The following is a 12,521-nucleotide window of genomic DNA, read 5'->3' on the forward strand; positions in this document are numbered from 1 at the left end:
CTCCTCCCTCCGGAAAGGGCCTTCGTCAGCTTCAATCCAGCCTGTCGTGCCACTGGTTTCCCACCACCCGTCAGAATCAGCACGGCCGTAATGGAGAAGACATGCAAGACCTCTTACAGGCATCGGGTTACCGCAAGAACGGTAAAATCTGGACATATCAGGACGCCCGAGGCGCTTTTCGGTATAACGATGGCGACGCATCCGAAACGCGTATTCTGAATATCATGCAGTCGGCGACCGATACCTCGCTCTTCTCGAAAGAGCTCGCAGGCGCGATCTCCGACTGGCCGTCGAACTACCATCTCAGCCCGATACGCGCCAATCTCTTCCGTCCGATCAAGCATATGCTGCGCGGACCTATCCTCGAGATCGGCGCCGGCTGCGGCGCGATCACCCGATTTCTAGGTGAGGAAGGCCACACCGTTCTCGCGCTTGAGGGCAGTGCGCGCCGCGCAAACACGATCGCCGAGAGATGCCGTGACCTTCCGAATGTCACCGTCCTCGCCGAGCCGCTGCAGCATTTCGAAGTGCAGCAGAAATTCGCGACGGTTACACTGATCGGCGTGCTGGAATATGCCCGCGTCTTCTTCGGCGCGGAAGCAGGCCAGGACGCGATCGATCACATGCTGGCAAAGGCCCGGTCCTTCCTGGAGCCCGGCGGTCAGCTGATCATCGCCATCGAAAACCAGATCGGTCTCAAGTATCTCGCAGGCTTCCCCGAGGATCACCTGTCGCGGCCGATGGTCGGCGTCGAGGACCAGTATACGCAGACGGGGCCTGTCACCTTCGGCAAGCGCGAGCTGTCGCACCGCGTCAAGGCTGCCGGCCTGCCGCATCAGAAATACTGGTTCCCCTTCCCGGACTACAAGCTGCCCCGCTTCGTGCTGAACGACGAGGCACTTGATGCCGACCTGCCGACCGACTTTTCGTCGCTGATCCGCAGCGCCGTCAACACCGACCCGCAGCGGCCGAGCCTTCTCGCGTTCGAGCAGGACCTCGCCTGGGATGTGATCGCTCGAAACGGTCTTCAGGGCGACCTCGCAAACTCGTTCCTTCTCGTGTCCTCCGATCAGGCTATCCCCGCACATGACGTCATGGCGACGCATTTCACCGGCGGGCGCGAAGCCCATTACCAGAAGCTGGTGCAGTTCGTCCGTAAGGGCAATGAACTGGTGGTCGAGCGCGAGGCACTCAAGCCTTCCGAGGATGATGCCGGAAGGCCGTTGAAGATTAATCTCGAGAACGAGAGTTTCGAGAACGGACTGCTGTGGCGCGACATCGGCAAGCGGTGCCTGCTGCAGGATGGATGGTCCGCCGCTCATCTGGCAAATTGGATCGGTGTCTGGCGCGAGGCGCTGGCACAGCACCTTACCGGCATGGGCCATCCGGCACCCTCAGCTTTGACGGATATGATCCCGGGCTCGCTGCTCGACGCCATTCCGCGCAACCTGATCGTCGGTGAACAGCAGCGCTTCATCGACCTCGAATGGTCCTATGACCAGCCGATCGAATTCGGCTACCTGATTTTCCGCGCATTGTGGGACCTGCTCTCGGACATGCGCGGCGTGGCGCCTCCCACTTCCGATACCAAGGATAAGATCGGCGACTTGATCTTCCAGACCTTCGAGCATCTGGGATACGACGTGGCTGCTCAGACGATCATCGACTACTACGTTGCAGATCTCCGCTTCCATAGTTCCGTCACTGGCATCAATCTGCAACCCAACGCCTCGGCGCTGGTGGCGCCTCTCGGCCGGAGAATCAACTTCGCCAATATCCGCGATCTGGTGAGCCAGTCCCGGAAACTGACCGAGCAGAATCAGGCTTTGATGCAGGAACTGGAAGCCGAGCGCCGCAAGGTCCGCGAGATGCTTGACGCGGTGAACGGGTACAGTTTGCGGACAGCCTGACCTGCGCCGGCTGATCTGACCTGAGCGCAGCTGCAAACGGCCCTCGCTGAAAATCGCAAACAGATGTAATCTGCGGCGAGGTTTAGCGAGGATCGGTGCGCGAGAGGCGGGCGGCCGGGTTGGGAGACTTGATGGCGTTGATGATCATTCGGCGGCGGCATATCCCTGAACGGCTGCCGCGGCCATGACGAACAGTCTCACCGTCCCATCCTTCACCATGTCGCGCCTCCTGCGCCGGGAATGGTTTCTTGCGGTCGGGCTGCTGACCAGCGCCATCATCCTCGGTTTCGGCGAGCCTCTGTTTGCACAGATGTCCAGTCCGGCCGGGTTCGTGCTGGTCTTCTTCTGGCTCTTTGCGGCGGTTCTTGGCTCGGCGCTGTCGGTGGTACGGCACGCCGATCATCTGGCAGAACAGCTCGGCGAGCCCTACGGCACGCTGATCCTCACGCTGGCAATCACCTCGATCGAAGTCATGGCCATCTCGGCCGTGATGATCCACGGGGCGAACAATCCAACACTCGCCCGCGACACGCTCTTTGCCGTGGTCATGATCATCCTGAACGGCATGGTGGGCCTGTCGCTTCTGGTTGGTGGCTGGCGGCGTCCGGAGCAGTCGCACAACATGCAGGGCGCAAACGCTTATCTCGGTCTCATCGTGCCGTTGGCGGCGCTAAGCCTGATCCTGCCGAGTTTTCTTCATACCGACGGCAGCCAGGCCTCGACGCCAAGGCAGATGATCCTGGTTGTCATTTCGGTTGGCCTCTACGGCGTGTTCTTGATGCTCCAGGCAGGACGCCATCACCGCTATTTCACCGATGGCAGCGAACCGCGGCATGAGAAGCGCGATGGCGCAGCGCAGAAGAGCACGATCCTGCTCCATGCCGTGTTGCTCTTCGCCTATATGGCGCCGGTGGTCTTTCTCGTCGAACAACTGGCACGGCCGATCGACTACATCATCGAGACCGTGCACGCGCCCGCCGCTCTGGGCGGCATCATCATGGCAGTGCTGGTAGCAACGCCGGAGGCGCTCAGCGCCGTTCGCGCCTCGATCGCCAACAACCTGCAGCGCTCGGTCAACATCTTTCTCGGCTCCGTGCTTTCGACCATCGGCCTGACAGTGCCGGCGATGCTGCTCGTTGCCCATCTAACCAGTCATCCCATCACCTTGGGTCTCGAAGGCAGCGATCTGGTGATGCTGACCTTGACGCTTGCCGTCAGTATGATCACGTTTGCCAGCGGCCGGACCCACATGATGCAGGGAGCCGTCCATCTGGTGCTTTTCCTGGCCTACGTCCTGCTGATCTTCCAGCAATAAGCCGCAACGGCAGGAGCCTGCAGCAATGACTTTCGAGCTTCTGATTGCGAAATACGGCTTGCTGGCAGTCTTTCTTGGCGCCGGGATAGAAGGGGAGACGATCGTCATTCTGGGTGGCGTGTTTTCGCATCGCCACCTCATGACGTTCTGGGAGGCAGCCATTGCTGCGAGCTCCGGTTCCTTCATCGCCGACCAGCTGTTTTTCTTCACCGGCCGCCATGCGCGGCGCTGGCCGCGAATCCAGAAAATCGCCGGGAGACCGGCCTTTCAGCGCGCTACCCAGCTTCTGGAGCGCCACCCTGCGAGCTTCATCTTCGCATTTCGCTTCATCTACGGATTGCGGACGATCAGCCCGGTTGCGATCGGCATGTCCGATGTCCCGGCCGCGAAATTCATGGCCGTCAATGCCGCCGCGGCCGTGATCTGGGGAACGGTCTTCACCGCCATCGGCTATCTCTTCGGACAAGGCATCGAACAGATTTTTGGCCATCTGCCGCTTCACCGGCACGTTCTCATCGCCATCGCGACCGCAGTGGCCCTCGTGATCGCCTGCGCATTGACCTATCGGAAAGTCCGCGCGGCCTAGCCCTTTGGTCTTAGCCTGATGCCGTCCTTCCTGTGCAATCGAGGGCTATTGCAATTCTTCAAAATGCGGCTTCATATTGTGGCAGCTTTGAACCTTGCAACCGGTAGGCTGCAAAGGGACGCGCATGAGGACTGCAACTCGTAAATTATGAGGTGACAGGATGCGTGAGGGGGGGTCTCGAGGTCTGCAATTGTTCGCCGCGGCTTTATGCGCGACGGGCCTTGCAGCATGCGACAGCGGCAGCAACACCTATGTTGCCCCGCCGCCGGCAAAAGTGCATGTGGCACCGCCGCTGCAGCAGAATGTAACCCAATATTTCGAACTGACCGGCAACACGGCGGCGTTCAAATCGGTCGATATCGAAGCCCGCGTCCAAGGGTTCGTCGAAACCATCGACTATCGCGACGGTATGATGGTGACCAAGGGCACGCAGCTCTTCGGCATCCAGAGCAACACCTATCAGGCGCAGGTCGACCAGGCGCAGGCAACGCTCGCTTCGTCGCAGGCCGCACAGGTCGGCGCCAATCAGGAATATACGCGTCAGGTCAATCTCAGCGCCCAGAAGGTCGGAACGCAGACGGCACTCGACAGCGCCAAGGCAACGCTCGACCAATCGAACGCAGCGATCCTCAATGCCCAAGCGAGTCTCGATCTCGCCAAAATCAACCTCGGATACACCAAGGTCGAGGCGCCGTTCGATGGCACAGTGACAGCGCATCTCGTCGATGTCGGCACGCTGGTCGGTGTATCCGGCCCGACGACGCTGGCGACGATCGTCCAGACGGATCCGATCTATACCAATTTCAGCATTAGCGAGACGCAGGTGCTGTTGATCAAGCAGGGTATGGCCGCTCAGGGCAGGACCTTCAAGCAGACAGATCTTCCCGCCATCCCGTTCGAAATCGGCCTGCAGGGCGAGACCAGCTATCCTTTCAAGGGCCATCTCGACTATGCGGCGCCACAGGTCGATGCGGCGACGGGCACGCTGACCGTGCGCGGGATCATCGACAACAAGGACCATGCCCTTATCCCGGGCCTCTTCGTTCGCGTTCGTGTGCCTGTTGGCCATCAGGACAAGGCGCTTCTGGTTCGGGACGATGCGATCGGCACCAACCAGCAGGGCAGCTACGTATTGGTTGTCGGCAAGGACGATACGATTGAGCAGAAAACCGTAAAGACCGGCCAGAGCGAGGGCCGCCTGCGCGTTATCGAATCCGGCCTCAGTGCTGAAGACCTGGTGGTGATCGAAGGAATCCAGCAGGCGATTCCGGGCAACAGGGTAGCACCGGAAAAGGTGACGATGGACGTTCCAGCGGCGGAGGCCTCAGCCGCTACCGCACCCCAGGCTGTCGCGCAATGAGCCCGCGCCCGGCATTGTCAGCTCAGCGGAGGAGGATGGCATGATCTCGCGCTTCTTCATCGAGCGGCCGGTCCTCGCCAATGTCCTGGCGCTGGTTTTCGTTCTCATCGGCGCCGTTGCGCTGTTCCAGTTGCCGGTGGCCCAGTATCCGAATGTCGTGCCGCCGACCGTGCAGGTTTCGACCCGCTATCCCGGCGCCAGCGCCAAGACGCTGATCGACACCGTGGCACTGCCGATCGAGCAGCAGGTCAACGGCGTTCAGAACATGCTCTACATGCAGTCGACGAGCGCCAGCGACGGCACCTATTCGCTGACCGTTACCTTCGCAATCGGCACCGATCCCGATCAGGCGCAGGTTTTGGTACAGAACCGCGTGGCGATCGCCATGCCCTCGCTGCCGGACGCGGTTCAGCTGCAGGGCGTCACGACGCAAAAGAAATCGACCTCGATCCTCGAATTCGTCAGCCTGACATCGCCTGACAGCCGATACGACAGTCTCTTCCTTTCCAACTATGCCGTCATCAACCTGCAGAACGAGCTCGCCCGCCTGCCCGGCGTCGGCAACGTCGCCGTCTTCGGCGCCGGCCAATATGCGATGCGGATCTGGATGAACCCCGGGCTGCTGCAATCCCGCGGGCTGACGCCGCAGGATGTCATCAACGTGGTGCAGCAGCAAAGCCAGGAGGTGACCGCCGGTCAGGTCGGCATTCCGCCGGTGCCTGCCGGTCAGGACTTCCAATACACGCTCAATGTCAACGGCAGGCTGAACGACGCTGTCGACTACGAGAACATCATCATCAAGGTCGACGACCAGAGCGGAGGCCGGATCACCCGCATTCGCGATATCGGCCGCGTCGAGCTGGGTGCGCAGACCTACAGCCAGTCCTTCATGCAGAACGGGCGGCCGGCGGCCGGTATCGGCATCTTCCAGCTTCCCGAGGCCAACGCCATCGACGTCGCCAAGGACGTCGCGGCGAAGATGACCGAGCTTTCGAAAGGCTTCCCCCCCGGTCTCGCCTATACCGTGCCATTCGATACGACCAAATTCGTGAAGGCATCGATCGATGAGGTCTATGTCACGCTGATCGAAGCCGGCGTTCTCGTGCTGATCGTTATTCTCGTCTTCCTGCAGGATTGGCGGGCGATGCTGGTTCCGGCGACGACGGTGCCGGTGACGATTATCGGCGCCTTTGCGGCCATGGCGGCGCTCGGCTTCACTGTCAATCTCTCGACGCTCTTCGCCATCGTGCTGGCGATCGGCATCGTCGTTGATGACGCCATCGTCATCGTCGAGGGTGTTGCCCGCCATATCGAGGAAGGGATGCCCGGCAAGAAGGCCGCCGAGAAGGCGATGGACGAGCTCTTCGGCCCTGTTATCGGCATCACGCTCGTGCTGATGGCGGTATTCATTCCCGCCGCTTTCCTTCCGGGCTTGACCGGGCAGCTCTACAAGCAGTTTGCGTTGGTGATTGCCGCAACCGCACTCATCAGTGCCATCAATGCGATGACGCTGAAGCCGACGCAATGCGCCCTCTGGCTGCGCACGCCGGTGCCTCCCGAAAAACGCAACGTCTTCTATCGTGGTTTCAACAAGGTCTATGACAAGGCCGAGAACGGCTATGCGAAGCTGATCGGCGGCATGGTCCATCACAGCGCCATTGCCGTTCTTTTTGCTCTGGCGCTGATCGGCGTCGCCATCTGGGGGCTCACCCGCCTGCCGACGGCATTTTTGCCGCTCGAGGATCAGGGCTATGTGCTGATCAGCGCGCAGCTGCCCGACGGCGCCTCGAAAGAGCGCACCGACGCCGTCATGGCCGAGGTCGGCAAGATCGCGCAGCAGACGCCGGGCGTCGATCAGGTGTTGACGATCAGCGGCATATCGATCCTCGACAACAGCGCCAGCCTGCCGAATGCCGGTGTCGCCTATGTCGTGCTCAAGGACTGGGATGTCAGGGGCAAGGAAAAGGGACAGGACCTGCTGTCGATCTACGAGCACCTGAACGGCGCACTGTCGGATGTGCTGAAGGCGAAGACTCTGGTCGTCGTCCCGCCACCGATCCAGGGCATCGGCAATGCCAACGGCTTCACCATGCAGGTGGAAATCCGCAACGGCAATTTCGACTATCCGCTGCTGCAGAGCATGGCCGATACCATCGTCAGCAACGGCAATGCCCAATCGTCGCTGCAGCGGCTGAGCACATCGTTTCGCGCTGGCGTGCCCCAGCTTTCGGTGTCGGTCGACCGCATCAAGGCCGAGACGCTCGGCATCACCGTCGGGCAGGTGTTTTCAGCGCTGTCAGGCTATGTCGGATCGAGCTACGTCACCCAGTTCAACAAGTTCGGACGAACCTTCCAGGTCTACGCGCAGGCAGCGCCCGAATTCCGCGTCCGCCCTGACGATATCCGCAACCTGAAGGTCAAGGCTGGCGACGGCACGATGGTGCCGCTTGGCACTGTCGTCGACGTTAAGAGCGTTCAGGGGCCGTCGCTGATCAGCCTCTACAACCTCTATCCGACCGCCACCATCGTCGGCGGGGCTGCCGCCGGATTTAGTTCGGGGCAGTCGCTCGATGTCATGGAGCAGATCGCCGACCGAACATTGCCGCCCGGCGCAGGCTACGAGTGGACAGCCCTCTCCTATCAGGAGAAAACCGTCGGCGGGCAGATCTACTTCGTTTTCGCGCTTGCCATGCTGCTCGTCTATTTCGTGCTTGCCGGGCAATATGAGAGCTGGATCCTGCCACTCGCCGTATTGCTGGCGGTGCCGCTGGCGCTTCTCGGAACGGTCGGCGCACTAAGTGCGGCCGGTGTTGCCAACAATCTCTACACGCAGATCGGCCTGATACTGCTGATCGCGCTTGCATCGAAAAACGCGATCCTGATCGTCGAATATGCGCGCGAGAAGCGGGCCGAGGGCATGGAGATTCTTGAGGCCGCGGTGGAGGCCGCGCGCCTTCGCTTCCGGCCGATCCTGATGACATCCTTCGCCTTCATCCTCGGCGTCCTGCCGCTGGTGCTGGCGAGCGGCGCCGGCGCATCGGCCCGCAAGTCGATCGGCATATCGGTCTTCAGCGGCATGATCGCCTCGACCTGCCTTGCTGTTCTCTTCGTTCCGTCGTTCTATGTTGTGCTGCAACGGTTCGAGGAATACAGAAAGCGGCGCACGAACACGGCGCCGCAGGCGGCAGAGTGATCAGCGCTTCGCTCTATTGAACGACGACGCGCACATAGACGCCGCCGCTCTTGGCGTAATAGCCGGATCCACACCTGTAATAATAGCCACCGTAATAGGCGCCGTAGACGCAGCCCGCGGGCAAGACGGCAATCGTCGTCGTTGTCCTCGTTACCACGCGCCGCGTAGTCCGGCGCGCAACGCCAGCATAGGAAAGCGGTGTCAACGGCCTGCCGATCACGGCGTTGGCGGGCGTGCCGAAGCTGAGCGATAACGGTACCCATCCGCCCGGCTCGACATGAGCGTCGGCAAGGAGAAAGGCGCCGGTCAGCCCGGCAACAAGCAGGGATTTCGGATATCTCATTTGCTGTCTCCAGGTTGGGTGGGTGCGGGCAGTTCATCGAGCGACTGCAATTCGCTGAGATCGACCTTCTTGGCGCTCTTCGGAATCTCGATCGCATAGGACGCCTTGGCGACATCCGGCCCGCTCTTGAAATCGCTGATCTCCAGCGTGTATTGCGGCGCCTGCCCGACATGCTTGCTGGTGATGACATAGCGCAGCGGCACGGGCTTGGCGCCCGACTGTATCCAGATCTGCCAGTCGATCTCGTGCGTGCGGAACGTCAGATATTCGCATTCGACCCCACCGACATAGGCGCTGGAGATATGCTTGGCATCCGTCACGTCGGTCATCAGAATGTCGAAAACATGAGCCGACAGCAGATCAGCTCCCGGCGCCTCGATACCCGCATCCGCCAACCGCTCGAACAGCTCGTCCACCGAGCCCTTGGCCTCAATACTGGCATAGGCATCGAGGTTCTTGCCGTGCACGGTCAGCGTCGTCCCGTCAAAACTGACATCGACATCGGCAAATCCGCCGGTTCTGGTGACCCGCAGCTTGTCCGGCCGTGCCAGGCTCGCAGTTCCCGAGCTGACGAACTGCAGCTTCTCGAAGTCGGGCGTGACCGCTTCGATCGACGATTGGTAGCTGAACGATATCGCCTTCTGCCCCGCCAGATAATCCGACATGGACTTCAGGATATCTTTCGCATCGTCGGCCGCAGCGGTCGCGGGCAGGATCAGGCAGGCGGCAAAGGAGCTGCAGACGAGCAGGTGCCGCAGCGTTCTGAAATGGGGAACCGATGACATTGCAATGCCTTCCCTTCGATCATGTTGATCCCCAAGTCTCCGGACAGGTGCCCTTCAGCGAGAATCCTACCGGCGATCTGCAAGATCAGAGAATGGATGAAATTTCAGCATTATCGATGCAGGCGATGTTCAGCCGCGAGCGGCCGCAAGGTTTGAGGGAATCATGAATGGAGCACGCCACTCCCATCTCCCCCTCCACGGCAATGGGAACGTCTGAAGATCGCGAAGCTATAGGCCGCTGGTCAGCACCCGCTGACATGTTGGCGACAGCCGTTGAAAATTGTCCCGCAGACAATTGACCCCACGGCCGCCACCGAGCGGCACGGAGCGGCAAAGCGACCGGAAATCCGGCCCGCAGGTGCGCCGGAGAACAATCAGTTCTTCGCGCGGCGTGAAAGACGCCATCGGCATCGCTGCCATCGCTCCAGCACCACCGGCCGCCTTGGCTGTATTGGCAGCAGGAAGAGATGATCCGTTTCCTCCAATCGCGCCAATGGCGGCCTGACAGGATGGCGAAAGCGCTGGATTATGCTGCTGCAGGCAGGCAAGCGCCTGCGCTCCACCCGGCGTCACACCCGAGCACTGCGCCATGAAATCCGAGCGGCAGGCCGATTTGATCGCATCGCGCTGCGCCTCCGTCGGCTGCGCAGTCTGTTTTGGTGAAACGGCCGGAGCTGCGGCTGTGGTTGGCTGGACCGCTGGCGTTTGCGCCGGCGCCGCGTCGGTCGATTTCTTCTTCGTCCCGCCCAAAGCCGAGATCGCGTCGCGGCAGGCCTTGGAGAGCGATGCATCATGCTGCTGAAGGCAATTTAACGCCTCCATGCCCCCGGGCGTCACACCCGAACATTGCGCAATGAAATCGGACCGACACGCCGACCGGACCGCATTCCGCTGGGCATCAGTCGGCTGCTGCGCGTAAGTTGCGCCGGCTGCAAGGCACATCGCGGACGAGACAAGAAGGCCGAAAGCCCTGCTCGCTGAAAACGAGAATCTGATATGCAGAATATTCGCCAGAAAGGCCGCAAATTTCCCCATGGTTCCCTCCCCGAGGAAGAAATTATCTGGATATATGCAGATACGTGGCGGGGCCGATGAAATAACGCTGGCCTGACAAACTGTCGCCACGCAGGGCATGATCAAAATCTATCACTGCAGGTTTACATTAGCACGTAAATATACTGTCGTGAAGATTGCGTCGTGAGACATGGCGAGCGGTAGAGTCTTCGGCCTTTTGGCCTACTTCATTTCTTCCCCGCCCAATCCCGCGTGCCGTCCGCTCACAATAGAGTTGAACGCAAAAGACCCGCTTAACGCGGGCTTTGTTTATTCTGTTTTGTATCCATGAAGATGATTTGGTTGCGGGGGCAGGATTTGAACCTGCGGCCTTCAGGTTATGAGCCTGACGAGCTACCGGGCTGCTCCACCCCGCGAGGGACGCACCATTATAGATGTGATGCGCCAATTTTTCAGTCTGATATAGGGTTTCAAACCAAAAAGGCCGCTTTGCGAGCGGCCCTTTGATCGGCTTTGGGCCGTAGACTGTGATGAGAAGATTAGTTGCGTTTTGCAGACCTGGCAGCGACCGACTCTCCCGCGTCTTAAGACGAAGTACCATAGGCGCTGGGGCGTTTCACGGCCGTGTTCGGAATGGGAACGGGTGCAGCCACCCCGCCATGACCACCAGGTCAGCGAAGCGCAACTTTGAGAAGCTGGTGCAGTTTTTCAACCGCTTTTATGTGTGAACACGTCTTGCATCACCGTCCGGAGCAAGGCTTTGCCTTGCCCGGGAGATGAGCATTGATCAATGAGAACGATCAAGCCAATCGAGCTATTAGTACCGGTAAGCTTCATGCGTTGCCGCACTTCCACACCCGGCCTATCAACGTGGTCGTCTTCCACGGCTCTGATAGGGAATACTCGTTTTCAGGTGGGTTTCCCGCTTAGATGCCTTCAGCGGTTATCCCGTCCATATGTAGCTACCCTGCTATGCCGTTGGCACGACAACAGGTCCACCAGAGATATGTCCATCCCGGTCCTCTCGTACTAGGGACAGATCCTGTCAATATTCCTACACCCACGGCAGATAGGGACCGAACTGTCTCACGACGTTCTGAACCCAGCTCACGTACCGCTTTAATTGGCGAACAGCCAAACCCTTGGGACCTGCTCCAGCCCCAGGATGCGATGAGCCGACATCGAGGTGCCAAACAACCCCGTCGATATGGACTCTTGGGGGTCATCAGCCTGTTATCCCCGGCGTACCTTTTATCCGTTGAGCGATGGCCCTTCCACGCGGGACCACCGGATCACTATGACCGACTTTCGTCTCTGCTCGACTTGTCAGTCTCGCAGTCAGGCGGGCTTATGCCATTGCACTCGACGACCGATTTCCGACCGGTCTGAGCCCACCATCGCGCGCCTCCGTTACTCTTTCGGAGGCGACCGCCCCAGTCAAACTACCCACCATACACTGTCCCGGATCCGGATAACGGACCGCGGTTAGACATCCATGACGATAAGGGTGGTATTTCAAGGATGGCTCCACAGAAACTGGCGTCCCTGCTTCAAAGCCTACCACCTATCCTACACATGCCGACACGAATGCCAGTGTAAAGCTATAGTAAAGGTGCACGGGGTCTTTCCGTCTGACCGCAGGAACCCCGCATCTTCACGGGGAATTCAATTTCACTGAGTCTATGTTGGAGACAGCGGGGAAGTCGTTACGCCATTCGTGCAGGTCGGAACTTACCCGACAAGGAATTTCGCTACCTTAGGACCGTTATAGTTACGGCCGCCGTTTACTGGGGCTTCGATTCAAAGCTTGCACCTCTCCTCTTAACCTTCCAGCACCGGGCAGGCGTCAGACCCTATACGTCGTCTTGCGACTTCGCAGAGCCCTGTGTTTTTGATAAACAGTCGCTACCCCCTGGTCTGTGCCACCCCAATATACTTGCGTAAATTGGGGTCACGCTTCTTCCGAAGTTACGCGTGCAATTTGCCGAGTTCCTTCAACATAGTTCTCTCAAGCG

Annotated in this window: 9 protein-coding genes, 1 tRNA gene and 2 rRNA genes (1 of these 12 only partly in view); 6 read left to right on the forward strand and 6 right to left on the reverse strand. The window is 59.9% G+C overall.

What is annotated here, in order from left to right; all coding sequences use genetic code 11:
• Positions 1–101 precede the first annotated feature (101 nt).
• From AC1DJO_RS14325 to AC1DJO_RS14345, 5 genes are all read left to right on the forward strand, one after another.
• Entirely contained in the window at positions 102–1,910 is a 1,809-nt protein-coding gene (locus AC1DJO_RS14325) for a class I SAM-dependent methyltransferase (RefSeq protein WP_477971249.1), read from the forward strand.
• Between the two features lie 184 nt (positions 1,911–2,094).
• Positions 2,095–3,225 (forward strand): calcium:cation antiporter, encoded by a 1,131-nt coding sequence (locus AC1DJO_RS14330; RefSeq protein WP_477947487.1) that lies wholly within the window; start codon positions 2,095–2,097, stop codon positions 3,223–3,225.
• A gap of 25 nt (positions 3,226–3,250) precedes the next feature.
• Positions 3,251–3,811: a DedA family protein gene (locus AC1DJO_RS14335; RefSeq protein ID WP_477971251.1), complete on the forward strand. Its 561-nt coding sequence runs from the start codon at positions 3,251–3,253 to the stop codon at positions 3,809–3,811.
• A gap of 160 nt (positions 3,812–3,971) precedes the next feature.
• Positions 3,972–5,171, forward strand: coding sequence for an efflux RND transporter periplasmic adaptor subunit (locus AC1DJO_RS14340; RefSeq protein ID WP_477971253.1), 1,200 nt, complete (start codon positions 3,972–3,974; stop codon positions 5,169–5,171).
• A 40-nt stretch (positions 5,172–5,211) separates the two neighbouring features.
• The gene (locus tag AC1DJO_RS14345; RefSeq protein ID WP_477971255.1) at positions 5,212–8,364 is read left to right on the forward strand and encodes an efflux RND transporter permease subunit; all 3,153 of its coding nucleotides are present in this window, start codon (positions 5,212–5,214) and stop codon (positions 8,362–8,364) included.
• A gap of 13 nt (positions 8,365–8,377) precedes the next feature.
• Here the strand turns inward: AC1DJO_RS14345 and AC1DJO_RS14350 are convergent, their stop codons facing one another.
• Both AC1DJO_RS14350 and AC1DJO_RS14355 read right to left on the reverse strand, forming a co-directional pair.
• Entirely contained in the window at positions 8,378–8,707 is a 330-nt protein-coding gene (locus AC1DJO_RS14350) for a hypothetical protein (protein WP_112384957.1), read from the reverse strand.
• The gene (locus AC1DJO_RS14355; protein WP_477971257.1) at positions 8,704–9,492 is read right to left on the reverse strand and encodes a DUF2092 domain-containing protein; all 789 of its coding nucleotides are present in this window, start codon (positions 9,490–9,492) and stop codon (positions 8,704–8,706) included. Before AC1DJO_RS14355 ends, AC1DJO_RS14350 begins: the two co-directional genes overlap by 4 nt.
• Between AC1DJO_RS14355 and AC1DJO_RS14360 the strand changes: the two genes are divergently transcribed.
• The gene (locus tag AC1DJO_RS14360) at positions 9,486–9,659 is read left to right on the forward strand and encodes a hypothetical protein (protein WP_477971258.1); all 174 of its coding nucleotides are present in this window, start codon (positions 9,486–9,488) and stop codon (positions 9,657–9,659) included. The two genes, AC1DJO_RS14355 and AC1DJO_RS14360, sit on opposite strands and share 7 nt — an antisense overlap.
• A 61-nt stretch (positions 9,660–9,720) precedes the next feature.
• On the opposite strand, the gene AC1DJO_RS14365 is transcribed toward AC1DJO_RS14360, so the two are convergent.
• The 4 genes from AC1DJO_RS14365 to AC1DJO_RS14380 form a co-directional block, all read right to left on the reverse strand.
• Complete coding sequence (locus tag AC1DJO_RS14365) at positions 9,721–10,527, reverse strand: cysteine rich repeat-containing protein (RefSeq protein ID WP_477971279.1); 807 nt, start codon at positions 10,525–10,527, stop codon at positions 9,721–9,723.
• Between the two features lie 318 nt (positions 10,528–10,845).
• Positions 10,846–10,922 (reverse strand) — tRNA-Met (locus AC1DJO_RS14370).
• A 140-nt stretch (positions 10,923–11,062) separates the two neighbouring features.
• Positions 11,063–11,177 (reverse strand): 5S ribosomal RNA (gene rrf, locus AC1DJO_RS14375).
• Between the two features lie 125 nt (positions 11,178–11,302).
• Positions 11,303–12,521: ribosomal RNA gene (locus AC1DJO_RS14380) — 23S ribosomal RNA — on the reverse strand (it continues 1,582 nt past the right edge of the window).

The organism is Rhizobium sp. 05N430 (genome assembly GCF_056396985.1).